Genomic DNA, 26,183 nt, shown 5'->3' with positions numbered 1-26,183 from the left:
GGCTCCTGACCGGTCGCCAGGAGCCCGGCGGCAGCGGCCGCTACTGCGGCGGGGGCTGCTGCGTCCAGCCGGGCTGGAGACCGGGCTGTCCGGGCGCCTGGGGCGCGTCCGGGGGCTGCTGCTGCCAGCCGGGCGGCGGCTGCTGGCCCTGCGGCTGCTGGGGCTGCTGGGGCTGCTGGGTCCAGCCGCCCTGCTGCGGCGGGTAGCCGACGGGCTGGCCCTGCGCCTCCTGGCCCGGCTGCGGGTATCCCTGCTGGGCGTACTGCTGCTGCCCGTACTGCTGGGCGTTCGGGTCGCCCGGCACCTGCTGCTGGGCGGCGGGGTCGTTCCACACGCCCTGCGCCTGCTGGGCGCGCGAGAAGTCCTCGGCGACCAGCGCGGACAGGTTGAAGTACGCCTCGCGGGTCTTGGGGCGCATCATGTCCAGGTCCACCTCGGCACCAGCGGCCAGATGCTCGTCGAACGGGACCACGACCACCCCGCGGCACCGGGTCTCGAAGTGCGACACGATGTCGTCGATCTTGATCATCTTGCCGGTCTCGCGGACCCCTGAGATCACCGTGATGCCGCGCTGCACCAGGTCGGCGTAGCCGTGCGCGGACAGCCAGTCCAGCGTGGTGCTGGCGCTGGAGGCACCGTCCACCGACGGCGTGGAGATGATGATCAGCTGGTCGGCGAGGTCCAGCACACCGCGCATCGCGCTGTAGAGCAGACCCGTGCCCGAGTCGGTGAGGATGATCGGGTACTGCTTGCCGAGGACGTCGATCGCCCGCCGGTAGTCGTCGTCGTTGAACGTCGTCGAGACGGCCGGGTCCACGTCGTTGGCCAGGATCTCCAGGCCGGACGGCGCCTGCGAGGTGAACCGGCGGATGTCCATGTAGCTGTGCAGCTGCGGGATCGCCTGCACCAGGTCACGGATGGTCGCGCCGGTCTCCCGGCGGACCCGGCGGCCGAGCGTGCCGGCGTCCGGGTTCGCGTCGATGGCCAGGATCTTGTCCTGCCGCTCGGAGGCGAGCGTGGCGCCCAGCGAGGTGGTCGTCGTGGTCTTGCCGACGCCGCCCTTCAGGCTGATGACCGCGATCCGGTAGCAGGAGAGCACCGGGGTGCGGATCAGCTCCAGCTTCCGCTGGCGCTCCTGTTCCTCCTTCTTCGCGCCCAGCTTGAAGCGCGAAGGCTGCGCGTTGGCGCCCGGCTTCTTCTTCTTGGGCTGGTTGCGCAGCAGCCGGTCGGAGGTCAGCTCGACGGCGGCGCTGTAGCCCAGGGGCGCGCCGGGGGCGGCTCGCTGCTGGGGCTGCTGCTGGCCCGGCTGGGAGTACTGGGCGTAGTTGGCAGCGGAGTTGGGGTCGGCACCCTGGACAGGGGTCGGGGCCTGCGGCTGCTGCGGGGCCTGCGGCTGGGCCTGCTGGGGCTGTTGGGCCTGCGGCTGCTGGGGCTGTGCTTGCTGCTGGGGGTACCCGGGGTACTGCTGCTGGGCGGGCGCGGCCTGCTGCGGGTAGCCTTGCGCGGCCTGCGGGTAGCCGTAACCGCCCTGCTGCTGCGGATAGCCGTAAGCGGGCTGCTGCTGGGACTGTTGAACCTGCTGGGGCGCCTGCTGCTGCGGCTGCGCCTGCTGCGGGTAGCCGTAACCACCTTGTGCGGCAGCGGTGTTGGGGTCGGCCGGTGCCTGCTGCGGCATCGGGGCGCCCTGCTGGGGCTGCTGGGGGTACCCGTAAGCGGGCTGCGGGTAGCCGTACGCGGCCTGCTGGGGCTGCTGGCCCTGGTAGGGCGCCTGCTGCTGCGGCGGCTGGGGCTGCTGGACCTGCGGCTGCTGCGGGTAGCCGGCCTGCTGCTGGTGCTGCTGCGGCTGGGCCTGCGGGTATCCCTGCTGCTGAACCTGCGGAGCCTGTTGCGGGTACGGCTGCTGCTGGGCCTGGGCCTGGGTCTGGGCCGACCGCGGGTCCGCAGGCTGGTACTCCGGAGGCAGCGGCGGCAGGTTCGCAGGTGCACCTGCCTGCGGTGCGGCGGCAGCGCCCCAAGGCGCACCCTGCTGGGGAACGCCCTGCTGGGGCTGCTGCTGCGGCGCTGCCTGCTGCTGATACGGCTGCTGCTGGGGCACGCCCTGCTGAGGAACGTCCTGTTGGGCCGCGTCCTGCTGCGGAGCCTCGGGCTGCTGGGCCTCCGGCTGCGGTTGGGCCTCCGGCTGCTGCTGGGCGTCCGGCGCGGACTGCTCCTGTACGGGCATCTGCTGCGCGGCGACCGGCGCTTCGGACTCCGGAGCGGACTGGGGCGCGGGCGCAGGGGCGGCCGCTTCGCCTTCGGCGGGGGCACCGGACCGGTCCGCGGCGTCCGTCTGCGGCTCGTCGGCGGCCGGCGCGGCCTCCACCGGGGCGGGCGCGGGGGCCGGTTCGGGCTCGGGGTCGTCGTCCCACAGCGACGCCGACGGGTCCATGCCGCTGCCGGACCGTACGTTCCCGGACGCGGCCGGGTCGGAATCGGAGGACTCCGCGGGCACCGAGGGCTCGGCGGGCGTCTCCGGCGCCGCCTCGGCGACCGGCGCGGGCGGCGCCGGGGGAGTCACGGGAGCCGTCGGCTCGGGCGCGGGCTGCGGGGGCGCCACCGGGGCGGGCGCGGCCGGCGGCGTGCTGGGCGCGGGCGCCGCGGCGGCGTCGGCGCCCTCGGGCCGCAGCGTCGGGAACCCGGGCGGCGCGGCCGGCGGCATCGCGGCACCCTGCGGGGCACCGTGGGCCGGGGCGCTCTGCGGGGCGGCCGGCGCGGGCCCCGCCTGCGGCGGCCCGGTCAGCGGCGCACCGGTGGGCGGCGTGGGGGGCGTGGCGGCGGGAGGTGTCGTCGCGGCGGCACCACCGCCGGTGTCGTTGCTCGCGTACCAGGCCGGAGCCGCAAAATCGATCTTGAATTCACCTGTCAGATCGAACTCGGACTGGTCGTCGTCAGGATCGTTCCCGTCCGGACGGAAAGCCTCCTGCTCCCTCACTGTGCCTCCTGGTGTACTGAAACGCACCTGAACGGCAGGACCGGATACAGGCGGATCAATCGGATGTAGCGGACGTCGGACCACACCACCCCGGGTAGCGCCAACACTAACTGTCTCCATCCCCGTATCGGCAGCCGTCGGTGTGCTCCTGCGGCTCTCAATACAGCCTAATCAACAGTCGGCCTCGAACGGCAGTCGATGTCATCTCGTCTTGGCAACCCCCGGCGCCCCGGGGATTCACCCGAGTCGGCCCGCCCCGCGGAGCCTCCGGTACGCGGCCGTGCTCCCCCTGCGCCGGCGCGGGTCCGCGGCCACCCCCACGAGGTACCCGCGGAGGCCCGCGCCGTACGTGCGACCGCCCTGCCGGACCGTCAGTCCATGCGCCGCGGCCCGCCCAGCAGATTCGTCTCCGCGTCGGTGGGCTGCGTCATCACGAACTGGTGGTTGTCCCGCGTGCACCAGAGCATCGCGTTGTCGCTGAGCGTCGGCAGCACCCCGCCGATCTGCGCCGGCAGCCGCATGATGCGCGTCACCACCTCGGCCTCCTCCGGCGACAGCCGCTGCAGGCAGACCAGGTCGGCGCGGGCCAGCATCTGCGGCGACCGCGGCCCCAGGAAGGGGAGCACGGTCAGCACCGACTGCCAGGGGCTGGGCGCGAGCTGGTTGCGCGGCGGGCGCGCGCCCATGTCCCGTACGACCAGCACCGGGCTGGAGACCGACGGCCCCTGCGGCGCGATCTGCCGTACGTCGTGCACCGAGACGCACTGCTGCCCGCCGCCCGCGGCCTGTGCCATCTGCGCCCAGGCCGGCGGCCGGGCGGTCTCCACGGCGACCCGCGCGCCGGTGGCGACCGTCCGCAGCGCCAGCACCTGCGCCAGCCACATGCTGCCCACCAGCACCACTTCGAGCGGGCCGGGGCGCAGCAGGCTCAGCACCGCGGGCTGGTTCTGCGGGTCGATGCCGATGACGACACCGTCCTCGGCGACCGGCAGGGTCAGCGACCCGAGCGACTCGGCGGTCAGCACATGCGGACTGCGCCGCGGGCCGCGCAGACCGAAACCCGGCTGCGGGCGCGGCCCGGTGGGCGCCGCCTGCCGCTCGTCGGGCCGCGGCTCGTGCGACAGCCGCCGCCCGCCGCCCGCGGGCGCGCCGCCGATGGGGGGATTGCGCCAGCCGTCGCTGCTCGGGGTGGCGCGGGGCTGGTAGGTGGGCGTCGCCATCAGCGGGTACCTCCGAGGGGGAGCGTGGCCAGGAGACCGGGGAGCTGCTCACGGTCCAGCCGTACGAGCCCGACCTTCACCGAGCCGGAACGGCGCTCCAACTCGTCCTGCGCGGCGGTCAGTTCGTTCTCGCTGCGGGTCGACAGGCGGACGTAGCCCGAGATGGCGGGCGCCCGGCCGCTGCCGTGTGCGGCGGTCAGCGCGAAGGTGCTGGCCATCGCCGGGGTGCTGCTCAGCAGCTGGACGATGCCCGCCAGCGGCGTACCGCCCTGGCCCAGCTGGGGCCAGCGGCCGATCCAGTACGTGGTGTGCCAGCGGTCGTCGCAGCGCATCGCGCGGACCGTCTCCTGGGTGCGGCGCGCGGCGCGGCCGTCGCGGCCCATCGCGCCGTTCGCGGCCCGCGGGCTGACGCACACCGCGGTGCCGACCGCGGCCACCACCTCGCGTTCGGCGAGCACCTTGGCCCGAACCCCGTGCGCGGTGAGCCGGCTGACGAGCTGGTCGGCGGCGCGCAGCAGCGACCGCTGGGCGCCGTCGAGCCCGCCGCCGCGCGCCTCGATGGCCTCCGCGCACAGCTCCGGGTCCAGCTTGAGGGCGATCCAGGTGAGCTGGAGCGCGGGCGTCTTGGTCTGCGCCTGGAGGGGCGCGTAGGAGCGGGCGGCGACGGCCTGTTCGGGCAGGTGCGGCGCGGGCGCGGGCTGGGTGTACTGCACGAACTGCACCGATTCGAGGTGGATGTCCTCCACGTCCAGAGCGGTGTGCAGGACGTCCATCGGCAGCGGGCGGCTGCCGCTCTGCGGGCGCAGCGGCTCGTCGCGGCCCTCCACCTGGACGATGGCGGTCAAGAACGTTCCGTCCCCGACGAAGCCGATCGCCCGCTGCTCGGAGTCGGTGTACTCGTACGTCCGCAGTGCCGGATCGCACTCCACGAGCGGGGCGAAGGCCGGGTCCACCCCGGTGGTGCCGGCCGCCGAACCGCTCCGCTTGGCACGGCGCTTCATCGCACGCACCGTCGTGATCCACTCCGGCAGCGGGATCCGCCGGCGCCGGCCGAGGGCGAGCACGACGAGGACGGCCGCCACCACCGCCGCGACGGTCAGGGCGACGGGGTGGATCGCCCAGCCCACCAGCACCAGCGCCGCGGCGATTTCGATGATCGCGAGCTGCTGCACCCGGACGCCGCCGATGCTGCCGGCCTGCGCGCGCAACCGGGGTGCCACCGGGCCGGCCGGGCGGTCCGCGGCCTGGCCCCGGCTGTGATTTCCTCCATTGCCCGGAGCTATACCGTTTTGGCCCGCATTTCCCGCGTATTGCGGCGCAGCGGAAGGCTGTTGCTGCTGTTGCCGCCCATTGCGGCGTCGAGCCCTGGTGGCGCTGGACATCCCCCGGCCTGCTCCTCTACTGGTGGTGTGGCTCCGAGCATTGTGCCTCTGAGCGGTATGTCTTCCCGGCCTCAGTACCGTCGTCGAGACTGGTGCGCCGGAAGGTGGCACCCGTACCGTACGGGTCGATCGACACACGGCATAGTAGAGGGCGCTGCGGCCTGAGTGCCGGGGGCGGTCCACGGTGGATCCGACAGGCGGGGAGAGAAAGCAACAATGGCATCACGTCGGGACGAGCTGAATGCGTATTCGTTCGCTCGAAAGCGGACGACTGCGGCATTTCTGAAGCCGCTGCCGAACGGCTCGATCGAGAGTGCGCCGCGACCGCTCAAGGCCGTGCTCCCGAGCATCCTGCTGGGCCTGGTGGTCACCGTGGGCTTCGGCGCCTGCGGCATCCTCAAGCCGGTCGCGCCGAAGGGCTGGGACACCCCCGCCCAAAACGTCATCGTCGGCGACAAGTCCACCACCCGGTATGTCGTCCTGAACAGCAAGGGCGAAAACGGCAGCACCCAGAAACTCCTGCACCCGATCCTCAACCTGGCCTCCGCCAAACTCCTTCTCGACCCGAAGAAGTTTCAGGTCGTAAAGGTGAAGGAAGAGGAACTCGACGGAAAAATCCCGCACGGCCCCGCAATCGGAATCCCGTACGCCCCCGACCGCCTCCCCACCGAGAAGGAGGCCGGCACCCCGAAGGTCTGGGCGGTCTGCGACCGCCCCGGCAGCGGCGAGAACAGCAAGTCGCAGCAGGCGGTGTTCGTGCTGGGCGGGAAGGACAAGGCGCGGGTCCTCGACCACGGCAGGCTGGACCTGCACCAGGCCCTGTACGTCCAGGACCCGCAGGGTGAGAAATACCTGGTCGACCAGAACGGCGTGGCCTTCAAGTTCGACGCCCTGGCGGGCAAGGCCCCCTCGCCGGCGGTCAAGGAGCAGCAGGACGACAAGCTGCGTCAGGTCGTCTTCGGGGACGCGCAGCCGCAGCAGGTGACCTCCGAATGGATGAACACCCTCATCAAGAGCCAGACGCCGCTCGTCATGCCCCGGGTGGACAAGGCGGGCACGCGCATGCCCGTCGAGGGCGTGCCGGCCAAGTACAGCGTCGTCGGCAACGTCCTGAAAGCCGGTGACAACCAGAAGTACGTGGTGACCGCCGACGGCCTGAAGAAGGTCACGAACTTCCAGGCCAAGCTCCTGCTGGAGGGGCCGAACGCGACCGCCGTGAACAAGGGCGGCGAAAAGATGGAGGCGATCGCGGTCTCCACCGACAGCATCACTCCCAAGCGTGACGACAAGGACCAGGTCGTCCAGTTCATGTCCGAGAACCCGGGTACGGCCCTGTGGCCCTCCGAGGCCGTCACCATGGCCAACGCCGCGGCGACGCAGCGCACCTCCGGCATCGGCGACTCCGGCAAGCGCGCGGACGTCGCCTGCAGCGTCTACCACGGCACCGGCACGGAGTACGCGAACGGCGCCGGCAAGGCGCTCGGCTTCGACGGCTCCGTGCCCAAGATGAGCACTTGGGTCGGCAAGGACTACCCGGCCACCATCGCCTCCGGCTCCGCCTCGTACGTGACGCCCGGCTCCGGCCTGCTGTTCCAGCAGGTGACGGGCAGCGCCAAGAACGGCCCGCTGTTCCTGGTGACCGACACCGGCCTGCGCTATTCGGTGCCCCGCAGCAACGACAGCGCCACCAAGGCGGGCAATGCCGAGAAGGAGCGCGACCAGGCGCAGATCCACCTCGGATACGAGAACGTGCACCCGCCGACGGTCGACAAGGCGTGGTCGCAGCTGCTGTCCGAAGGGCCGTCGCTGGACGTCGACAGCGCCAAGAAGCCGCAGAGCTCCTGACCCCGACATCCTCACCTGTTCTTCACATCCGTTGGCGCCGCTTCACCGGCGGCGCTGACCGAAAGAAAGGCATCTGTCCGTTTCCAACGAAATGGCATTCGGAAGCCGACAGTTGGCATTGTTGTGATCCCGTCACAACCTCCCACCCGCTGTTGGGAGCGGGCGTATGGAGTGGTTAAAGTGGCGGAAGGCGTCAACAGAAGACGCCGACCGGGGGGCCCACATCACACGAGTCCCCCGGCACGACGTACGAGTCTCATGGGGGACGTTGACTTATGGCTGGTCAGCAGTTCACAACCACTGAGGAGGAGATGGTCGCATTCAGCGGCCGTATCGCCTCCGTCAACCAGTCGATCCAGGGTGAGATCACTCGCCTCAACGGGGTCGTCGAGGGCATCACGTCTGGGTGGAAGGGTGCTGCGGCCTCCTCGTACCACCAGCTGCAGACTCAGGTGAATGACGACGCCAAGCGCCTGAACCAGCTGCTGAACGAGATCAAGGAAGCGATCGACGCGACCACGAAGAACTACGTGGCCTCGGAAGAGGAGCAGGCCCAGTCGATGTCCCACGTCTCCGCGCAGGCTTCGCCCTTCGGATGACGGGACCGCGCCGCCCGCGGCGGCGCGCCCACTTCGCCGCAGCACGCACCGGCCCGCCGCCCGAGCGGCCAGGGCCCGGCTGACCTGCCGCGGCATGTGAATCGATCAGAGTTCGACTCCCCGAGGAGACCCTATGTCCGGCCAGATCCTCGTCAATTTCGCGACGATCTCCCAGGCCGCCTCCGACGTGCGCGGAACGGCCAACAACATCCGTACCCAGCTCGATGACCTCGAGTCGGGTGTCAAGAAGATCGCCGCCAGCTGGGAAGGCGCCGCGCAGGAGGGCTACCAGGCCCGCCAGCGCGAGTGGGACCAGCGCGCCGCTTCCCTGCACTCGACCTTGGAAGCCATCGCCAAGGCCCTGGACCAGGCCGCTCAGAACTACCAGAGCACCGAGTCCAAGAACGCCAGCATCTGGGGCGGCTGACCCGTCACCGTCCACAGGCGGATACGGCACAACGGCTGAGCAGCCACCAAGGCTCGCACAGTGGTGAATGAGGGCGGGCGCGCTGCACCAGTGCGCTCGCCCTCACGCAGTCCACCCCCTTCCTCCACCGCCCCCTCGGTTCCTCCCCTTCACCTTCCCGAATCCGCCTCACACGGAGAGCAGACACCTCGTGGGATCTCGCGCCAACGGTCACCGAGCCGGCCACCGCCGACGCGCGGCGGTAGCACTGGCCGGAGCGGCCTGCGCCGTCGCACTGTCCTGCGTGACGGCCGCGCCGGCGATCGCGGACCCGAACGTGCCCCTCAACAGTGGCCAGTGCACGTTCGGCACCGACGACATCAAAGAGACCCCGTGGTCGCTGCAGCGCCTGATCACCAGGCAGATGTGGGCCTACGGCCAGGGTGAGGGCATCAAGGTCGCGGTCATCGACACCGGTGTCGACGCGGGCAACGAACAGCTGCGCGGCGCGATCAGCGGCGGCAAGAGCTACGTACCCAAGGGCAACCCCACCGAGGACCAGGTCGGTCACGGCTCGAAGGTCGCGGGCATCATCGCGGCCCGCCCGAAGAGCGGCTCCGGCTTCCACGGCATCGCCCCCAAGGCGACGATCGTCCCCTTCCAGCAGACGGACAAGGAAAAGGGCGGCACGGCCGACAGCCTGGCCAAAGCCATCAACGACGCGGTCGCCGCGGGCGTCGACATCATCAACATCTCGCAGGGCACGAACGCCGACCCGGCGCTGCTGGGCCCGCTGCGGGCCGCGGTCACCAACGCCGAGGCCAAGAACGTCCTGATCGTCGCCTCGGCGGGCAACGGCGGCGCGAGCGGCGCCGAGCAGAGCATGTACCCCGCCGCCTTCGAGAACTCCAACGTCCTGGCCGTCGGCGCCTCCGACCGCAACAACGAGCGCGCCCCGTTCTCCCAGGCCGGTGCCTTCGTCGACCTCGCCGCCCCCGGCGTGGACATGGTCTCCACCGTCCCCAACGGCGGCAACTGCGTCGACCAGGGCACCAGCTTCGCCGCCCCGTACGCGGCCGGCGCCGCGGCCCTCCTCATCGGCCGCAACAAGGCCGAACACCAGGACTGGAAGCCGCGCGAGATCATCTGGCACCTGGAGAAGACCGCCGAACGCGTCCGCAAGAACCGCGACCACAACATCGGCTGGGGCGTCGTCGACCCCGTAGCGGCTCTCAACGACAAGACCAGGCCGACCGGCGAACCCAAACCGGACGCCACCTCCGACTCCGCCGCCACCGGCGCCAACATCCAGCCGGCCGTCCTGACCATCGGCGAATCCGCCGAGGAACGACAGGCCCGCATCGCCATCTACATCATCGGCGGCGGCGCCCTAGCCGTCGCCACGGTCGTCGGCACCTCGATCGCACTGCGCGACTGGCGCCGCAAGACCGGCTACAACTCGAACGGGGAGGCCAATCATGGCTAACGATTCCTACCGCGTTGATCTTGACCGGTTGGATGAAGTGGTGCGAAAGCTCCGGACGGTGCTCAAGGACATGCAGGGAGCCTCGGGCAAGGCGAAGAGCGGTACGCATTTGCCGGAGGGGGCGTTGGGGAAGGGGTTCGCGGAGGAAGGTGAACTCCGAAATGCTCACAACGAGATGAAGGCCCACATCGAGACGTACGTCCTCAAGAAGCTCGAGGACCTGATCGATGACTTGACGAAGAAGACGGCCAAGACGCACGGCGCGTACCAGGACCGTGAGCAGGACACGAGCAACGCGATGAAACACGGGCAGTCTTCGTCGGGTAACCAGTACCGGTGAGCGATGACCATGGATGCTGGGAAAACTGAGCAGAGTAGGGGGCAGAGCCGTGGGTAGTTACGCGGACAAGAAGTACACGCCGCAGGACAAGTGCTACGCGATCGAAAACACGACGCAATTTCACAAATTCGACTTCGAGTCGCTGAAAGCCATGGTGGCCAACGCGAAGCCCGAAGACGTCGCCGGTGTCGGCCATGCGTGGGAACAGGTGCACAACCGTCTGGTCAGCGACAACGGTGGGGGCATCAAGGCTTTCTTCGACAAGGCCATCAATGAGGTGCTGGAGCACTGGGAGGGCGACGCCGCGAAGGCTTTCCGGGCACGGGCAGACAAGATCAGCCAAAATATCGAGAACGGTGCTTCCTACGCCAAGGTCGTCGGCGAAGGGATGAAGCGATCGAGTGAAGCCCTGAGCGAGTACAAGAAGCATCTCGATGGGATGGAGTGGCCGAGCTGGGGGAACCGGGCCTGGGACTGGGCAACGGACAGCATCGGAAGGGATGACTCGAAGGCCAACTCGCAACTTTCGAGTGGAAAGAGTGCTGCTCAGGTTGTTGAGGACAACGAAGACAATCTCTCTGCCGGTAAGGAAACGCAGCTGAAGGCTGCGGCGACGATGGAGTACCTGGGCGCGGCTTACCGAACGAATGCGGCTGCCATCGGGAAGCCACCGAACACCAAGTTCAACGACGACACCGACATTCCGCCGCCGAACGTCGGACCAGACGTCCCGCCCGTTCTGCCGTTGCCCGCGGCTGTTGCCAAGAAGCCCAAGCCCCTCGTTGGCGGCTCCGGTGGCTCCCTGGGCAAGGGCCCGGGCTTCTCCTCCGACGGCCTCAAGGCGCCCAAGACGGACGGCATCCACGGTGGCATGGGCTCCGTCCAGCCCGGCAAGGGCATGGTGCCCTCGAACATCGGCACCGGCCTCGACAGCTTCAACCCGCCCAGCCCGTCGGGTCCCGGCGGTGGCTTGACCGGCACCGGTCCCGGTGGTGGACCGGGCCTGGGTACGCCCGGAGGCGGGCACCTCAATGGCGGCCCCGGTGGAGGCGGCCCCAGCGGCGGCCTGCCCGGAATGCCCGGCATCGCCGGTGGCGGTAAGGCCGGTGGGCGTCCCGGTGGTACGTCGGCCAGCCGTATCGGTACGGGAGGCACCCCTGGCGCCCCCGGAGGTGCGGGCGCCCGTGGCGGCCGTCCCGGCATGCCGGGTATGGGAGGCGGAGCAGGCGCCGGTGCCGGAGCGCGCGGCGGAGCTGCCGGCGCCGGTCGTGGTGGAGCACTGGCCCGCCAGAAGGGCGGCGTGGTCGGCGGCACCAGCGGCAGCAAGACCGGTGGCGGCGCGCAGGGCGGCTCCGGTCTGCACCGCAGCCGCGGTGGCGCGCAGGCAGGCGCCGGAGCGGGCGGTCGCCGTCCGATGGGCATGGCCGGCGCTCCGGGCGCACACGGGGCCAACGGCAAGGACAAGGGCGAGAACGGGCAGCGCCCCGACTACCTCGTCGAGGACGAGGAGACCTGGACGCCGGAGCGTAATGTGGCGCCCAAGGTCATCGAGTAGGGACCAGTCGGTCTAGACAGCCGGCGAAGACGAGACGGGGCCCGCAGTCCTCGGGCTGTGGGCCCCGTCCTGTTTCAGGAGAGGTGTACGGCATGAGCTTCACGCGGACGCTGCGTGCGGTGAGCGGCGCGGTCCTGGCGGGAGCGCTGGTCATCGGCACCGCGCCGGCTGCTTCGGCGGACTACATCAGGGACGGGCAGTGGGCGCTTAACGCGTTCGGCGCCAAGGACGTCTGGCAGCAGTCCACAGGTAAGAATGTGACTGTAGCCGTCGTGGACACAGGGGTCGACGGTAGCCACCCGGACCTACAGGGAAGTGTCCTACCAGGGAAGAGTTTCGCCTCGGGTGGTGGTACCGCTGACCGAGCATCGGGGGACAGCCATGGGACGGCAATGGCAGCCTTGATCGCCGGACACGGCCATGGCCCGAATCACGCCGACGGCATCATGGGCTTGGCTCCTGGGGCCAAAATTCTGCCGATCAAGACGAAGGACTCCGAGGGGGGTGTCTCTACGGAGAACGGCTTCGCTGAGCCGCTGCGTTACGCAGTCGACAACGGGGCGAAAGTCGTCAATATGTCGTTCGGTGGCGTCAGTTTCGACCAAAGGGAAAAAGAGGCCATCAAATATGCCTTGGAGAAGGACGTATTGATTGTCGCGGGTACCGGAAACGACGGTGTCGGAACCCCCATGTACCCGGCTGCCGCTCCCGGAGTTCTTGCTGTGGGTGCTGTGGCGAAGGACGGCCAAGTCTGGCGCAAGTCTAACTACGGTGAGCATGTTCGCCTTCTCGCACCTGGTGAAGGCATCTACTCGGCTGGCATCGGCTCCAAGTACCGCCAAGGCGACGGTACTTCCGACGCCACCGCCTACGTCTCCGCCGCCGCCGCGCTCGTTCGTTCCAAGTTTCCGGACCTTACTGCCGGACAGGTGGCCAACCGTCTGACGAAGACGGCGATCACCCCCGACGGCAAGTCCGGCATCAGCACGCCGAGCCCCAAGTACGGCTACGGCACCATTCGCCCGTACCGCGCGCTCACCGAGAACATTCCGGCCGGCTCCAAGTACGGCCCCCTCAAGGCGCCCGAAGTTCAGGATCCGACGTCTGCCGGGAATGACGGGGCCACTCCCGGCAAGCCTGGGGAGCAGAAGGCGAGTGGGAGCAGCGGTATCGGGATTCCGCCCATCGTGATCATCGGCCTGGTGCTGGTCGTGATCGTGGTGCTGCTCGTGGTCGTCATCGTCGTGGGCCGGCGGAAGAAGAACAACGGCGGTCCGCCGCCCGGTGGCCCCGGTGGTTACGGAGGCCCTGGCAGTCCCGGTGGCAACATCGGCTACCCGCCGCACCAGTCCGGCCCGTACCAGCAGCAGCCGAATCCCTACGGTTCCTACCCGTCGGCTCCGCCTGCCCAGCCTCCGGGGCAGTAGCCGAAACCTGAAGTCGAAGAAGGGGCCCGCAGCTTGCTGCGGGCCCCTTCTTCGTGTGTGCGGGGTGTGGCGGAGTGATGCGATGGCGTGCTTGTCAGCAAAGTGCCCGGTGTTCGCTCGGATGAGTGGTGACGGGTATTGGTTGAGATTTGTTGTATTGCTTTCGGTTGGTTGTCGGGGTGGGGTTGGTTCATGGGTGGGGAGGGGCTGGGGATGTCTTTTTTGTGGAGGAGGGTGGGTTCGGGGCTTGCGGCGGCAGCGCTTGGTTGCGGGCGATAAAGGTTTCTTCGGGTTGTGTGAATGGTGCGGACTGTGGAGGGGCGGAGAGGTTGGAGGGGCGTTTGCTGCGGAGGTGGGGGAGTGGGAGGCTCGCGGCACCTTTCGGAGCCGGCGGACGTGGTGTTCGCGCATTGAGGCTTGCTCCATTGTTCGAGTGGGGGTCTGGTGTTGAGTGAGGCGTTCGACGTCGATTCGGACGGGATCCGGCGGCAGGGGCGGGAGTTCGTGGCCATCGGGGCGGAGTTCGGAGCTGCTTCGAAGCGGTTGCAGGCGACGTTGCAGGGGCTGGGAACTCCTTGGTGTGGCGCGGAATTCGCCGAGACGTTCGCGATGATTTATGAGCCCGTCCGGGACGGCATGTTCAAGTCCATGGACTCGCTCGGGAAACGGCTGGAGGGGATGGGGGAGAAACTGCAGGAAATGGCGAGGGGGTATGAGGCGGCGGAGCGGGACGGGGTGCAGCTCGTCGGGCAGGTGTCGGTGACGCATTCCACGCCCTGGGGCGGGGCATGATGGCGGCACACGTCCGGAGGGGCGGTGGCCGTGGCCCTCACGCTGCCGGGTGAGGTCGTATGGGTGCTGGACCTGCTCGGTTACTCCTGGCCCGAGGCGGACGAGGACAGACTCATGGAGTGCGGGCGGGCCTGGCTGGAGTTCGCGGCTCAGGTCGGGCGGACCGATGGGCGGGGCGGTTCAGCCGTACGGGAGGTCGTGGCCGGCAACTCCGGTGAGGCGGTGAGCCGCTTCTCGAAGACCTGGGAGGGCTTTTCCGACGGGCCGGGTTCCTGTCTGCCCGATGCGCAGATAGCGGCCAACGTGATCGGGATTGCTTTCGAAGTGGCGGCGGCTGCGGTTCTCGCCGCGAAAGCCGAAGTGATCGTGCAGCTCGTGGTCCTGGCCGTCGAACTGATCGCGGCGCAGGCTGCCGCGCCGTTCACACTCGGGCTCTCCGAAGTGGGCGCTCTCGGGGTGACACAAGCCACCCGACTCCTCGTGCGTCGACTTTTGGACCGACTGAAGCGGGAGGTCGTCGAGGCGGTCACCAAGGCGATGGCGGAAGCCGCCGAGAAGGGCGTCAAGGAGATCGCCTCGGATTTCATGAAGAACCAGGTCAAGGACTTCGCGATGGAGTACGCGAAGAGGACGGCCCGGGAAGTCGTCATCGACCCGGCCAAGGCAAAGGCCACCGACATCGTGACCGGGGCCGGGCAGGACATCCTCCAGCAAGGTGTCGAAAGGCACTTCGGCGCCCGGTCCGGCGTCGACCTGGGGGACACGCTGGACGGCGCCAAGGAGGAATTCGGGAAGCAGTTCGGCGTGGTTGAGGGTGGGGTGTTCAAGCCCGGCGAATACGTCGTCGGCGAGTCAGGGGAGCGAGCGGGTGGTTTGGCCGGCCTTCTCGATCCCGCGGCTCATCGGGACCGGCTCGTCGACGGGGCGGTGGAGGCGGGCAACAACGCCTTGGCGGCAAAGGTGAGGGAGGGAGTCCACCGTGGGCGGGGAGACGGCGCCGGTACAACGGAAGGGAGTGGAGGGGCAGGAGAGGCAGGAGGAACCGACAGTTCGCGAGGGAACGCGGCCACGGGAGGTGGGGTTGCCGAAGACATGCGTGCTGTTTTCGGGTGATTTCGGCTGATGGTGTGGCTGTGCGACTGGTTGCGGCCCGTACGGGGGACGGGCCGCAACCAATCGCAGGGGCAGTCATCAGGGCCATGCCGCATGTGGTCGCGATGTGATCGGTGCTGCACGGTTCGCTACGCGAGGATTGCTGATTCGGCTGCCCCGCCTCGTCTTCTTGTGTCGGCGACGATCTACGGCCAACGACGCGCGGTCTGCCCCGATCGATTCGGCTGTCCCGGCCGCCTCAAACGATCCGGATATCCCCGCCGCCTCGAACGGTCCCGGGTGTCCTGCCCGCCCTCGGCCCCCTCACCCGAACACAGCCCGCACCGAATCCTTCGCGCCGTCGGTGATGTCCTGGTGCCGGGTGGCGGCGCCCCCGGTCCGGCTGTCGACGTGCTTCTGGGCCGCGTCGAGGCCGCGGTTGGTCAGGTCTTCCTTGGCGTGGTCGACGTACGTCTGCGGGTCGGCCAGGCTCTGGGCGCCTTCCTTGAGGCCGTCGATGTATTCGCCGGCCTTTTCCTTGCCGATGTCGGCGGTTTCGCCCCAGTCCATGCCGTCGCGGGCGCCGAAATGGTTCTCGATGCCCTGCTGGGCGATGTTCTGCCCCATTTCCGTGGCGGCTTCGGTGGCCTTCGCCTTGCCCTCTTCGACGACCTTGTCCTTGACGGTCTCCTTGACCGTGTCCTTGACCGTCTTCTTGGCGTAGTCCATTGCCAGCTGCCGGGCTTCCTTGGACACCGCCTTCTTCGCCATCTTCTTGATGGCGTCCATCGTCGCGTGTTCCATGGCCTTGGTGGCGGCCTGGACGACCTCTTGTTTGATCTTGTTCAGGATCTCGCGGACGGCGATCCGGGTGATTTGGGTGGCGCCCGCCGCGCCGGCTTCGGAAAGGCCGAACGTGAACGGGGCGGCGGCCTGCGCGGCGATGAGTTCCACGGCGAGGATGACGAGCTGGGCGATGATCGCGACCTTGCCGGTGAGCACCGCGATGGCCGCCGTGTCGAATGCCAGGGCGATGACTTCGGCGGCGAGTTGGGCGTCGCGCAGGTAGTGGTCGGAACCGATGCTGCCGGAGAAAGCGCCCCATTCCTTGCTGAATCCCTCGACCGCTTCGCCCGTATTGGCCCCGACCACCTCATTCGCCGCCGACGCGCCCTGCGAAGCCGCCTGTTCGACCTGTGCGGCGAAGGTGCGCCAGGTCTCCGCGCACTTGAAGAGCGCGTCCTCGTCGGCCTCCGGCCAGTCGTATCCGAGGAGTCCGAGGACCCAGGCGACCTCGCTGGGCAGCGTCAGTGACACAGTGATCGTCCCCCGTGCGGTTGCAGCCGTGTGCGGCTGGAGTGGTGTTCTGGAGCTGGTTGTTGGTGCTGATCAGGGCATTGATCGGGGTGTTCTGGGGGCGCCGCTGCGGGGTGGGGCGGCGGGCCGGGAACCGTACGGTGGGGACTGGCTACGGGCGTGGGTCCCGGCTCAGACGGCGGGGCGCTGGACCGAGCTGACGACGTGCACGCCCTCTTCGTCGGACGCCGCGTACGTGCGGGCCATGCCCTGGAGTTTGTCGCCGATGCCTTCGAGGCGCTCGCCCAGCGAATCCATGGACTCGAACATGCCGTCGCGGATCGGTGTGTAGATGGTGTCGAAGGCGGCCCCGAAGTCTGCGTCCTCCCAGGGCTTTCCGAGGCCCTCCAGGTCGTCCTTCAGTTTCTTGGCGGCCTTGCCGAACTCCGTACCGATGTTCACGAACGCGTGCCCCTGTGTGCGCAGCACCTCGGGATCTACGTCGAATGCCTTCTCCGCCATCACGGCCCCCGTCATTGCCCTGTCTTCGTGCTGGAGACGTTTGACTCCCGACATGTCCAGCGTGGCCACTTTATGTGCTCTTAACGGAGGCATGTCAAGGCGGCCCATCGGGAGCGGTGGCCGGGGTGTCGGCGGGGCTTCACGAAGGGGCAGCAGCGGTGAAAGCGGTGACAACAGGGCGCTGTCGGCGTTTCGTTGGAGTGTGCGTGCGCGAGGTATCCGCTCGAATGCGGGTCGAAATTGGGGGGATTGGCCAGGGGTAGGGGATTGGTGGCCGCCGGAATGCGGAGCGGGAGGAGAGTGGTGCGGAGCGGGAAAGAGGTGGTTAAGTTTCGGTACCTGCCCGGTCAAGCGGCCGTGTGCCCCAAAGGGCGCACAATGCGCCGCCGTACGCCCGGCCCGGCCGCAAGCCACTCGTCCGCGCGCCTCCCCGGTTGCGCGTCTGTCAGGCTGTGTGCCCACCCGTCCGTACGCCCACCGAGCAGCCCCGAACCGAACTGTCCCCCACAGCGACGCGGTCCCACCATGCCAACGCAGCCCTTCACCCGCACGCGCATCGGTGCGCGCGTCCGCGCGCGGTCCTCGGTCCGGTGGTGCTCCTCGGCGGGCAGGGTCGTCGGTGCCGGTCTGGTGCTCGCCGGGCTGTTCTTCGGCGGGATGACCGCGAAGGACATGGGGTACCCCAACGGTCACAAGGGCGACGCCGGCACGCTGACCGTCCGGGAGTGCCGTACGCAGTTCGAGCGCGTCGGCTCGTCCCGGCACCGGCACGCGCGGCCCGTCGACACTTGTACCGGCACCTTCCGTGCCGACCGGGGCGGTGCCGCCGTCGAGGACGCGACGGTCGAGACCGCGGCCAAGTTCGAGCCGGGCACGGAACTGGCGGTCCAGCAGACGGAGTACAAGTTCGTCATGATCGACGAGCAGTGGATCTGGCGGAGCTTGGCGATCGTCTGTGTCTCGGTGTGCGCGTTCGTGGCGGGTTTGTTCTGTTTGCTGACCGGGTTCGGTGGCCGTCGCGGTCCGGGCTTCCGGGAGGCGTGGCGTGCGGTGCCCGGCGGCGCGACGGTGCGCCGCGTCCTCGCCGTGGCCGGCGGCCTGGCTGCCCTCGGTGCCGGTGCCGCGTTGCTCGTGGACGGGATCGTCTGATGTGCTCTTCCAGGGATGTCCGCCGGCCGCTTGCGGCGGCCGGGGCGCTGCGCCGGGCACTGGGGGCGATGACCAGCCGCCGTAATGTCGCCCGCTACGTGCTGGGGCGCGCGGTCGGCCTCGTCCTCCTGCTGCTCGGGGTGATGGTCGGTGTGATCTCGGCCAAGGGGGCGGCCCTCGCCGCCGGATACACGGGCACCCACGGCACGTACACGGTCGAGGGGTGCCACGAGCGCTACCCGGCCGCCGGGAGCAGCCGCCACGCGGGCAGGACGATCAGCTGCACGGGCGCCTTCCGGCCGGACCGGGACGGCGGCAGCGGTGGCATCGGCGGCGGTGTCAATCCGTTCGGCACGTTCCACCCCGACGCGTTGTATCCGCCGGGCACCCGGGTCGCCGTCCAGAGCGGTGACGGCGGAACGTACGTGGCTGCCGGGCGGAAACAGGCGTGGGGCCACCTCGCCGGGGTGTCGGTAGCGCTGCCGATGCTCGCGGCAGGCGCGTTCTGCCTGCTGACCGGCTTCGGCGCGCGCTGGGGGCGGTCGTTCGGGGACAGCTGGGACGGGCTGCCCGGCGGGTTCGTGCTGCGCCCGCTGCTGCTGTCCGTCACCGGGATGGGCATCCTTGGTGCAGCCGTCTTTCTCTTTTTGCAGCATTACGGGTGACGCTGCGGGCCGCCTGGCCGACCGGGTGGTTGCGTACGGGCCGTAGGCTCGACACGTCGCAGAAGCCCGCGCTTCCGGCGCGCGTCGGCACGTTCCGCATGCCGGTGCGCGCACCGCTCGTCCCGCTCCTTCGCACGCCCCTGGAAAGGATCGCTGACCATGGCAGCACAGTCGGAACACACCAGGTCAGGCGCGACCCCTGCGTCCAGTGCGAGCAATGTGCCGGGCGTGCAGGGTGGGGTGAACCGCGGTCTGGGGCGGCTGATCGGTGTCGGCGTGCTGCTGGCCGGGCTCATGCTGATCGCGGCCGGCGTCTACGTGGGCCCGTACTCGGTGTGGGTGGACGGCAGCCCTGGCAAGATCACGGTGGAGGCGTGCGCCACCGACTACCACTACGCGAACAAGCAGCACTCCGGGAACCGGACGCGCGACATCCAGTGCTACGGCACCTTCCGGTCGGACGACGGCCGGACCAAGGACCTGAACGCCAGCGTCGACTCCTGGCACAAGTTCAAGGAGGGCGACCTGATCGAGGTCCGTCAGGTCGGCCGCTCCAGCTACGTGCAGCACAGCTGGAACCGGCTCGCCAACGGGGTGCTGTGCCTGTGCGGCGGCCTGGTCGTCCTGGTCCTCGGGGTGCTCTGCACCGTGACCGGCTACCGCTTCCGGGGCGCCCCGTCCTTCGATGACGCGTGGCGGTCGGTCGGCGCCGGAGTGCTGCGGACGCTGATGGTCGGAGTGATGGCCGCGGGGCTGATCGGCGCGGTGCTGTCCGGCGCGGTGCTCTTCTTCACGTAGCGGCGCCGGCGACGGAGAAGCGGGGCGGATGCGGGCGCGAGGGCGCGGGCGAGTGATCGAGTGGATGCGGCGGGCGCGGGCGACCGGTCGGGTGGCTGCGAGTGCTGAGGCGGGCGGTCCGTACGGAAATCGCCGCGGTGATGCGTCCTGTACGGAAAGGTGACGGATGCGCGCCGGGGTGATCATCCGCCGCGAACGGGGGCCGCACGGTGCCGTACCCAGCCGAACACCCGTCCCGTAGCATTCCCGCTCATGGACGCATCCGCCGATGAACAGCCCCTGCCCGGCCGCCTCGGAAAACTGACGCCCCGTCAGGCCCGGCGGGTACGGATCGTCCTGGCCTCCGTCCTGATGGCGGCGATGGCGGCCGTACTCGTCTTCCGTCTCGCGAGCCGTACGTCGGTCCTGGTGGTGGGGGTCTACGGGGCCGCGCTGATCCTGTGCGGGGTCGTCATCGAGCTGAGCCGGCACGGGCGTACGCGGCTGGGCACCTGGCTGCTGGGCCTCGGCCTGGCGGCGGCCCTCGCCGCGGACTGGCTGCTGCTGCCCTGAGCGGACGGCGCCACCGACCGCCCCCGCAGCCGCCGACCGTCCTCACAGCTGCTGCGGACCGGTCGGCGGCGGTCGGAAGCGGTCAGAACAGGCCGTGCCACATCTGCTCGACGATCAGGGACCACCAGTTCTTGTCGCTGTCCAGAGACCACGCGTCGATCGCGACCAGCTGCTCCTGGAAGGCGGCGACCGCCGCGCCCGCAGCGCGCGGATCCATGCCCCGCATCTGCTGCCGGGTGGTCGTCAGCACGATCAGCGACCGCACGAACGCCGCCAGGGAGGCGTTGACGAACCGGCCGCCGCCCGAGGACGGCTGGACCGCCCACACGGCACCGATCAGCGCCTGGCCGTCCTCCGGCGCCGCGCACTGGACGGTGATCGCATAGCTGCCGTCCGTGCCGATGCGGACGTGGCCCGCCAGGTTTCCGAGCGTCTGCTCGGAAGCCTCGGTGCCGAGCGCGCGCAGATGCGTCGCCGCGTCCGGGAACAGGCCGCCGGCCGGCGCCCGGTCCGGCTGGTCGGCGGCGAAGAAGTACGGCACCTCGACGGGCAGTCCGGCCCAGGTCAGCGTCTTCCGGGCGACTTCGGGCAGGGGGGTCTCCGCGATGTCGTCCGCGTCCGGGCGCAGCACCCCCTGCGGGCCGAACACCTCGGCGAGCTGCTTGCCGAGCGCCACGTCCCGTACGGGCTCGGCGCGCGGCACGCTGTCCGGCGACGGGACCGGCAGCCGGTGGGGGCGCGGCGGCGGCTGCTGCCCCGCGAGCTGATGCATCATCTCGACGTGCCGGAGCAGCCCGGCGACGCCCTCGGCACGCTGCTCGGGCGCCATACCGTACCCCTCGGTGCAGGAGAACCGGGCGTTCGGGAAGGCGCGGAAGACGAAGTCGCCCGTATAGCCGCCGGGCAGCAGCGCGGGGCGCAGGTCGGTGTGGACGGCGCTCACGTCCTCGCCGCGCACGCCGATCCGCCGCAGCTCCTCGGCCAGTTGGTACTCGGCGGGCGGCAGGCCCGGGCCGGACACCCGCACGAGGCTGGTCTCCTCGCCGGTCGCCGGGTCGTTGTACGTGGCGACGGCGGTGTTGCCCGGGCCGGTGACCGGGGGCTCGGCAGGGGTCGGCCCGGGGGCGCCGCCGCTGCCCGCGCCGTGCTTCTGCCGGTACATCCGCACGACCTCGTCGACCGGCACGGACGGCCAGACCGTCAGCTCGCCGCTGGCCCGGTCGACGACTCCGCAGGCGTCGCCCACCTCGGCCGGCGGCCGGCGCCGACCGGTCGCCGGATCGACCTCGGGCGGCGGCGGAACGGCCCACACCACCCAGCCGAGGTCGAACTCCTCCATGCCGACCTGGCGCGGCGGGCCCGGGTGGCCCTCGGGGTTGAGCCAGCGGTCGGCGGTGGCCTGGGCCTGCGCCTGGGTGATCACGAGCGGTCTCCTTCGCGGCCGTGCGGGCCGGCGGGGGTGTCGGCTGAGGGGACGGGGTCGGAGGGAGCGGCGGGGGCCGGTACGACGGCGTCGGGCGCGGCGGGGGCCTGCGCCGCGCCTGCGGTGCCGCCGGCCGCGGCGGACGTGGCGGGGGCCGGACCCGGCAGCGGTATCCGGAGCGCCTTGACACCGCGCGCCGTGGCGACGGCGAGCACGCCCTCGGGCGACAGGTCGGCCCCTGTGAAGGGAGTGTCGCTGATCAGGGCGGCCACCACCGTACGACGCTCCCGGTCCCACACCCGGAGGTAGTCGGCGCCCCGGCTCAGCGCGAGCGGCGCCGCGGCCCGTACGTCCGCCGAGGGGCGCAGGACCAGTGCCGGGTCGGTGTCCACGTACCCGGGGCCCAGCAGCTGGTGGACGAGAACGGCGGAGCCGCCTGCCCCCGCCGCGTCGGCCGGGACGGCGTGCGAACCCGGGGTGCCCTCGGGGACGGCGACGACGGCGACCGGCAGCGCGGCGGAGGCCGGTGCGCCCGCACCGCTCTCCTGGCTGCCGGGCGCGGTGTCCGGGCCCGGCGCCGCCCCGCCGGCCGGGGCCTGCGGCAGGGTGCCGACCGTGACGCCGGTGACACCGGACAGCGGCACGCTCCACAGCGTGCGCCACGGCAGGCCGAGACCGAGCGCGTGCAGGGCGTCCGCGTACGGACCGAGGCCGTCCTCGACGAAGGCGGTCTCCAGGAGCGCCGCGCGCATGACGACGGGCGCTTCGGTACGGGTGAGGAGCGGGGCCGTGCGCAGGTACGTACGGGCCGGGGCGCCCAGGGTGTCGTACGGGACCGCCTCGACCGCCGTCCGCAGCGTCACCGGGTCGGCGTGCGCGAACAGAGCCGGGTCGGTGAGCAGTTGCGGCAGCAGCCCGGCGGCCAGAGTGTGCGCGGCGAGGTGGTCGCGGACATACGGGTCGGCCCGGGACCAGTCCTGCTGGGGAACGGCCTCCAGCAGCGCCATGGCGATGCGCGTCTGCGCGTCGCGCGGGTCGGCCAGACCGGCCCGTACCGCGTCGGCGACCCCGGGGTGGACGAGACGCAGCAGCGTACGGCCGGTGTCCGCGCCGCCGTCAGTGGCTCCCTCGGAAGGCGCCGGAGCCACGCCGCCCGGCCCGGCCGCGCCCTCCGGTGCCGCACCGCCCGTCACAGCCGAGCCGCCCTCCGGAGCCTCCGCTGCCCCCGGTACCTCGACCGGTTCGACGAACGGCCCCGCGAGCAGCATCCCGTCCGCGATCTCCTGGCCCATGTCGCGCCCGGCGACGGCGTTCGCCAGCGGGCCCCACAGGCCGATGGGCAGCCCGTCCCCCTCGGCGAGCGCCAGCGGCGCCAGCATCAGCCGGAGCGTCTGCGGATCGGCGCCCAGCCGCCGTGCGTGCAGGTCCAGGGCCTCGCCCGCGCTGCCCGGGAGCAGCGAGGGATCGGCCGGGTCGAAGCCCTCGGGCCGCAGGAGGATGCAGCGCACGGCGAGCTGCGCGGTCAGCCGGCTGCCGTCGGCGCGCTCCGCAATGGCCTCGGCGAGCGCCCGGCGCGCGCCGGGATCTTCGGTGTACGGCAGCGCCGGAGCCCCGGAACCCGGGTCGAGCGCCGTCTCCACCTGGAGGACCAGCCCTGCCGGGTCGGCCCAGCGCGGCTCGTCCAGGTCGATCACCTGGCCCTGCCCGGCCGGCAGCGACGCGATGACCTCGGCGGCCAGCTCCCGCGGCACATCGGCGAGCAGCTGCACCGTCCCGGTCGCCGCGAGCGGCCTGAGCACCTCCCGCACGAGGCGGGCGGGCTCGTCGGCGGCCCGCACCGGCCCGGCCCGGTCGACGTCCGGGACGACGATCGTCAGCGGCTCCGGCGCGGCGGCGAGTTCGGGGACGATGTCCGCGCTGCGGGTGGCGCGCAGGCCGTAGTGGTCGGCGATGGCCCACAGGAGCTGATCCGTGGTCAGTCCGCGGGGGTCCGGTACGGCGGGCGCGGGCAGGTCCGGCGGCACGGTCGTCGGGTCCAGGTCGTCCAGCGGCAGCCGCTTGCGGTACTCCGGGTCGCACAGCATGAGGAAGCCGGCCACCAGGTGCGAACGGCCGCTGCCGGGGCTTCCGGTGAGCACGACGACACGGGGTGCGCCGGGCCACTGCATGCGCCAGGCGGCGAGCGCGCGCAGCACGGCGGTGCGGCCGCCGATGTGCGGGTGGGGCGCATACCCCTCCGCACCGCCGAGCGCCTCGCCCGAGGCGGTCATGAATTCCTCGTCCCCCATGAATCCTTCGCCTTCCACCGTCGTGGATCACCGCGGAGCCGGTACGTACATGCCGGCCGTCCTGCCCTGCTGATCGTGCTGTTCCCGCTGTCCGCGCTGCCTGTGCCGCGTGCGCGGATGGTGCTCCCTGCGCTGCCCGTGCCCGTTCTCCGACTTGGCCGAATCCTACGATCCGGCACTGACATCGCAGCCGTTGCCCGCCTTGGGCCAGGTCAGCCCGTGGGCGGCGGACCGAAACCGCCCTGCGGCGGCGGATACCCGCCGGGGGCCGGGGGCCCGCCGGGGCCCGGATACCCGCCCGGAGCCGGAGGGACGGGCGGCCCCTGGTAGCCGCCGTAGCCGACAGGCCCCGGCGCGCCGGGCATCGGCCCGCCGGCGTTCCCGTACACGGGACCGCCCATGGGCCCCGGCACACCGGGCGCCCCGGGAACCGCGAACCCCGGAAGCCCCGGCGCCTGCATGCCGGGGACACCCGGCTGGACCGGCATCCCCCGCCGCCCCATCAACACGAGCACCGCGATCGAACCGGCCAGGTGGACCAGCATCTGCGCCCGGCTCAGCAGGGCGCCGAACGGTGCCATGTCACCCAGTTCGAAGAGCGTTCCGGTACGGAGGGAGGCGCACAGGCTCAGGAAGCTGACCGGCAGCAGCATCAACGCCAGTCCGACGGCGAAGCCGCGCGCGGAGATCCGGCGGGTGGCGGCCAGCAGCGCGCCGACCGCGGACAGCGGCAGGAAGGTCGCCCAGGCCCAGCCGGGTGCAAGGCCCAGCATGCCGAAGAGCAGGCCACGGCCGGTGAAGATGACGTCCAGCGGGGCCCCGTACTCGCTGCCGAGGGACTGCACCATCAGGTAGCAGATCCAGATTCCCCAGATCAGCGCGGATACGCCCAGCGCGATCGCGGCCACCGGCCCCGCCGGTCCGGCGGGCCGGGCCGGCGGCGGACCGGATTCCGCGCCGGGCTGCGGCCAGGCGCGCATGCCGGCCAGCAGCACGACGCCCGCGACGAGGGTCAGCGGCACCAGCGCGCCCGAGGAGAGGAAGACCCCCGTGAGGGTCGAGTCGTTGCTGTAGCCCTCCAGACCGACGAACCAGCGGTTGGTCGAGGTGTGGTTGCCGGTGCTGATGATGGCCTGCACGCGGAGGGAGAACGTCAGCACCGTCGCCACCGCCAGCAGGCCGCCGGCCACCCGCCTCCCGGCGAACGCGGTGACCACTGCGGCTCCTTGGACGAGGGCGAGACCCACCTCGTACGGAGTCGTGGCCGGATAGGCGCCCTCCGGAAGGCCACCGGAACCCGGAGAACGGCCGCTGCTCACCGAAGCGACGCCGGTCCACAAATCCCACAGCAGGCCGGGACCGGTCGTTACGAGATCATGCCCCAGCCAGTAGAGGGTGTGCAGGAGGAAAAGCAGGCACAAGGTGCCCGCCGTGATCCGCGCGCCCTTGCCGAGCACCCGAATTTGTGGCATTTTGCTCCGCTCTCTCCCGCGTGCGCTTCTCCGGCACGCGACCGCGCACGATAGCAATGCCGGTCGAGAACCCGAGAAGAGCCGACAAGTGCCGTACCGAGCCGATCGGATACCGATGAATGCGGTCAATCGCCGGCCGGAGAACGGACGAGCGGGAGAACAAGGTGTGAATCGGGGCCGAAGGCGTCGAAGGTGCCGAAAGCCCGTGGGTGAGCCGAATCCCGTTCCCGGCGTACGGACGCCGGGAACGGGAGCGAGTGGATCATGACCGGCCGTGAACCGCCGGATTTCCCGGGTCAGTTCCGGTGACTGGTGCCGCCCCGGCCGCCCCGCCGCGACCCCGTCACGATGACGCCCGAGGGCCCGTCGCGCTCCGCGCGCTCCCGGTCCTCCTTCTCCTCCTGCTCCTTCTGCCACTTCGCGAACTGCTCGCGGGACGCCTCCCGCTCGGCCTGGGTCTGGTTCTCGGCGGCCCGTCGCATTTCGTTCATACGGTCGCCGATCGCGCCCATGTACTCCTCGGACTGGATGGCGTCCTTCATGCCGATCCGCCCGGAGAGCACCTCCTTGGCCATCTCCTGGAGCTTTCCGCCGACATTGGGGTTGGTGGCCAGTGTCTGCAGGGCCTTGCGCAGCCGGTGCGCCTGCTCGCGATCGTGGGCCACGTCCATCAGATCCTCGTCCTGGATCTGCCGCTCGTCGCCCGTGCCGCTCATACCGCTCATGTCTTCTGCCCCCGGTGAACTCGGTGGTACAGCAACCGCGTGTGCTGCACCGGCGTCAAGAGTCTAATGACGGATCCGAACGGCTCGTCAAGGAGGCTTGTTGGCATTGCGGGATATTGGTCCCTTTTCCCTCCCCGCGATGCCGTCCCACCGCATCCCGCACGGCGGTGGGCGGCTA

At 70.6% G+C, this 26,183-nt stretch carries 22 protein-coding genes; 13 read left to right on the top strand and 9 right to left on the bottom strand.

Annotated features, from left to right (window positions below; genetic code table 11):
* Positions 1–40: 40 nt before the first annotated feature.
* The 3 genes from ACH4FX_RS25255 to eccE all read right to left on the bottom strand — a co-directional run bounded on the left by ACH4FX_RS25255 (position 41) and on the right by eccE (position 5,399).
* Positions 41–2,971 carry an SCO5717 family growth-regulating ATPase gene (locus ACH4FX_RS25255; protein ID WP_398482540.1) on the bottom strand — a complete coding sequence of 977 codons (2,931 nt, stop codon included), beginning with the start codon at positions 2,969–2,971 and terminating at the stop codon, positions 41–43.
* Positions 2,972–3,342: 371 nt separating this feature from the next.
* Complete coding sequence (locus ACH4FX_RS25250) at positions 3,343–4,191, bottom strand: hypothetical protein (protein WP_398482538.1); 849 nt, start codon at positions 4,189–4,191, stop codon at positions 3,343–3,345.
* A complete protein-coding gene (eccE, locus tag ACH4FX_RS25245) occupies positions 4,191–5,399 on the bottom strand; it encodes a type VII secretion protein EccE (protein ID WP_398482536.1) in 1,209 nt (402 codons plus the stop codon). The genes ACH4FX_RS25250 and eccE overlap by 1 nt, the downstream gene beginning before the upstream one ends.
* 390 nt (positions 5,400–5,789) lie before the next feature.
* On the opposite strand from eccE, the gene ACH4FX_RS25240 reads away from it, so the two are divergent.
* The 9 genes from ACH4FX_RS25240 (at position 5,790) to ACH4FX_RS25200 (ending at position 15,136) form a co-directional block, all read left to right on the top strand.
* Positions 5,790–7,418 (top strand): type VII secretion protein EccB, encoded by a 1,629-nt coding sequence (locus tag ACH4FX_RS25240; RefSeq protein WP_398482534.1) that lies wholly within the window; start codon positions 5,790–5,792, stop codon positions 7,416–7,418.
* A 275-nt stretch (positions 7,419–7,693) separates the two neighbouring features.
* A complete protein-coding gene (locus tag ACH4FX_RS25235) occupies positions 7,694–8,017 on the top strand; it encodes a WXG100 family type VII secretion target (RefSeq protein WP_398482532.1) in 324 nt (107 codons plus the stop codon).
* 133 nt (positions 8,018–8,150) lie between these two features.
* Positions 8,151–8,444, top strand: coding sequence for a WXG100 family type VII secretion target (locus tag ACH4FX_RS25230; RefSeq protein ID WP_030024340.1), 294 nt, complete (start codon positions 8,151–8,153; stop codon positions 8,442–8,444).
* Between the two features lie 283 nt (positions 8,445–8,727).
* Positions 8,728–9,909, top strand: coding sequence for a type VII secretion-associated serine protease mycosin (gene mycP / locus ACH4FX_RS25225; RefSeq protein WP_398482531.1), 1,182 nt, complete (start codon positions 8,728–8,730; stop codon positions 9,907–9,909).
* Positions 9,902–10,249: a hypothetical protein gene (locus ACH4FX_RS25220; protein WP_398482529.1), complete on the top strand. Its 348-nt coding sequence runs from the start codon at positions 9,902–9,904 to the stop codon at positions 10,247–10,249. The genes mycP (ACH4FX_RS25225) and ACH4FX_RS25220 overlap by 8 nt, the downstream gene beginning before the upstream one ends.
* 49 nt (positions 10,250–10,298) lie before the next feature.
* Positions 10,299–11,804 (top strand): hypothetical protein, encoded by a 1,506-nt coding sequence (locus tag ACH4FX_RS25215; protein WP_398482527.1) that lies wholly within the window; start codon positions 10,299–10,301, stop codon positions 11,802–11,804.
* A gap of 92 nt (positions 11,805–11,896) precedes the next feature.
* Entirely contained in the window at positions 11,897–13,231 is a 1,335-nt protein-coding gene (mycP, locus tag ACH4FX_RS25210) for a type VII secretion-associated serine protease mycosin (protein WP_398482525.1), read from the top strand.
* Positions 13,232–13,675: 444 nt separating this feature from the next.
* Positions 13,676–14,023, top strand: coding sequence for a WXG100 family type VII secretion target (locus tag ACH4FX_RS25205; protein ID WP_398482523.1), 348 nt, complete (start codon positions 13,676–13,678; stop codon positions 14,021–14,023).
* Positions 14,024–14,053: 30 nt separating this feature from the next.
* Positions 14,054–15,136 (top strand): PE-PGRS family protein, encoded by a 1,083-nt coding sequence (locus tag ACH4FX_RS25200; RefSeq protein ID WP_398482521.1) that lies wholly within the window; start codon positions 14,054–14,056, stop codon positions 15,134–15,136.
* 303 nt (positions 15,137–15,439) lie between these two features.
* Here ACH4FX_RS25200 and ACH4FX_RS25195 read toward each other — a convergent pair whose 3' ends face one another.
* Together ACH4FX_RS25195 and ACH4FX_RS25190 are read right to left on the bottom strand one after the other, a co-directional pair.
* Positions 15,440–16,432, bottom strand: coding sequence for a PE-PGRS family protein (locus tag ACH4FX_RS25195; protein WP_398482519.1), 993 nt, complete (start codon positions 16,430–16,432; stop codon positions 15,440–15,442).
* 171 nt (positions 16,433–16,603) lie between these two features.
* The gene (locus ACH4FX_RS25190) at positions 16,604–16,933 is read right to left on the bottom strand and encodes a WXG100 family type VII secretion target (RefSeq protein WP_398482517.1); all 330 of its coding nucleotides are present in this window, start codon (positions 16,931–16,933) and stop codon (positions 16,604–16,606) included.
* A gap of 525 nt (positions 16,934–17,458) precedes the next feature.
* Here ACH4FX_RS25190 and ACH4FX_RS25185 point away from each other — a divergent pair.
* From ACH4FX_RS25185 to ACH4FX_RS25170, 4 genes are all read left to right on the top strand, one after another.
* Positions 17,459–18,082 (top strand): hypothetical protein, encoded by a 624-nt coding sequence (locus ACH4FX_RS25185; protein ID WP_398482515.1) that lies wholly within the window; start codon positions 17,459–17,461, stop codon positions 18,080–18,082.
* A gap of 68 nt (positions 18,083–18,150) precedes the next feature.
* On the top strand, positions 18,151–18,747 hold the full coding sequence (locus tag ACH4FX_RS25180; protein WP_398482513.1) for a hypothetical protein: 597 nt from the start codon (positions 18,151–18,153) through the stop codon (positions 18,745–18,747).
* Positions 18,748–18,906: 159 nt separating this feature from the next.
* The gene (locus ACH4FX_RS25175; RefSeq protein ID WP_398482511.1) at positions 18,907–19,545 is read left to right on the top strand and encodes a hypothetical protein; all 639 of its coding nucleotides are present in this window, start codon (positions 18,907–18,909) and stop codon (positions 19,543–19,545) included.
* Between the two features lie 252 nt (positions 19,546–19,797).
* On the top strand, positions 19,798–20,097 hold the full coding sequence (locus tag ACH4FX_RS25170; protein ID WP_398482509.1) for a hypothetical protein: 300 nt from the start codon (positions 19,798–19,800) through the stop codon (positions 20,095–20,097).
* Positions 20,098–20,179: 82 nt separating this feature from the next.
* Here ACH4FX_RS25170 and ACH4FX_RS25165 read toward each other — a convergent pair whose 3' ends face one another.
* The 4 genes from ACH4FX_RS25165 to ACH4FX_RS25150 all read right to left on the bottom strand — a co-directional run bounded on the left by ACH4FX_RS25165 (position 20,180) and on the right by ACH4FX_RS25150 (position 26,005).
* The gene (locus ACH4FX_RS25165) at positions 20,180–21,520 is read right to left on the bottom strand and encodes an SUKH-4 family immunity protein (protein ID WP_398482507.1); all 1,341 of its coding nucleotides are present in this window, start codon (positions 21,518–21,520) and stop codon (positions 20,180–20,182) included.
* Entirely contained in the window at positions 21,517–23,808 is a 2,292-nt protein-coding gene (locus ACH4FX_RS25160; RefSeq protein WP_398482505.1) for an ATP-binding protein, read from the bottom strand. Before ACH4FX_RS25160 ends, ACH4FX_RS25165 begins: the two co-directional genes overlap by 4 nt.
* A 212-nt stretch (positions 23,809–24,020) precedes the next feature.
* The gene (locus tag ACH4FX_RS25155; RefSeq protein WP_398482503.1) at positions 24,021–25,280 is read right to left on the bottom strand and encodes a hypothetical protein; all 1,260 of its coding nucleotides are present in this window, start codon (positions 25,278–25,280) and stop codon (positions 24,021–24,023) included.
* A gap of 296 nt (positions 25,281–25,576) precedes the next feature.
* A complete protein-coding gene (locus ACH4FX_RS25150) occupies positions 25,577–26,005 on the bottom strand; it encodes a hypothetical protein (RefSeq protein ID WP_398482501.1) in 429 nt (142 codons plus the stop codon).
* Positions 26,006–26,183 lie beyond the last annotated feature (178 nt).

Origin of the sequence: Streptomyces sp. NPDC018019 (genome assembly GCF_044327805.1) — a bacterium.
In the GTDB taxonomy this organism is placed as follows: Bacteria; Actinomycetota; Actinomycetes; order Streptomycetales; family Streptomycetaceae; genus Streptomyces.
The sequence above is the reverse complement of the archived record's forward strand: the minus strand, read 5'-3'. Positions and strand labels throughout refer to the sequence as shown.

Coding starts and splice junctions, on each gene's coding strand:
- ACH4FX_RS25250 (WP_398482538.1), bottom strand. CDS start 4,191: ATGGCGACGCCCACCTACCAGCCCCGCGCCACCCCGAGCAGCGACGGC.
- ACH4FX_RS25240 (WP_398482534.1), top strand. CDS start 5,790: ATGGCATCACGTCGGGACGAGCTGAATGCGTATTCGTTCGCTCGAAAG.
- ACH4FX_RS25235 (WP_398482532.1), top strand. CDS start 7,694: ATGGCTGGTCAGCAGTTCACAACCACTGAGGAGGAGATGGTCGCATTC.
- ACH4FX_RS25230 (WP_030024340.1), top strand. CDS start 8,151: ATGTCCGGCCAGATCCTCGTCAATTTCGCGACGATCTCCCAGGCCGCC.
- ACH4FX_RS25220 (WP_398482529.1), top strand. CDS start 9,902: ATGGCTAACGATTCCTACCGCGTTGATCTTGACCGGTTGGATGAAGTG.
- mycP (WP_398482525.1), top strand. CDS start 11,897: ATGAGCTTCACGCGGACGCTGCGTGCGGTGAGCGGCGCGGTCCTGGCG.
- ACH4FX_RS25190 (WP_398482517.1), bottom strand. CDS start 16,933: ATGGCGGAGAAGGCATTCGACGTAGATCCCGAGGTGCTGCGCACACAG.
- ACH4FX_RS25185 (WP_398482515.1), top strand. CDS start 17,459: ATGCCAACGCAGCCCTTCACCCGCACGCGCATCGGTGCGCGCGTCCGC.
- ACH4FX_RS25180 (WP_398482513.1), top strand. CDS start 18,151: ATGACCAGCCGCCGTAATGTCGCCCGCTACGTGCTGGGGCGCGCGGTC.
- ACH4FX_RS25175 (WP_398482511.1), top strand. CDS start 18,907: ATGGCAGCACAGTCGGAACACACCAGGTCAGGCGCGACCCCTGCGTCC.
- ACH4FX_RS25170 (WP_398482509.1), top strand. CDS start 19,798: ATGGACGCATCCGCCGATGAACAGCCCCTGCCCGGCCGCCTCGGAAAA.
- ACH4FX_RS25160 (WP_398482505.1), bottom strand. CDS start 23,808: ATGGGGGACGAGGAATTCATGACCGCCTCGGGCGAGGCGCTCGGCGGT.
- ACH4FX_RS25155 (WP_398482503.1), bottom strand. CDS start 25,280: ATGCCACAAATTCGGGTGCTCGGCAAGGGCGCGCGGATCACGGCGGGC.
- ACH4FX_RS25150 (WP_398482501.1), bottom strand. CDS start 26,005: ATGAGCGGTATGAGCGGCACGGGCGACGAGCGGCAGATCCAGGACGAG.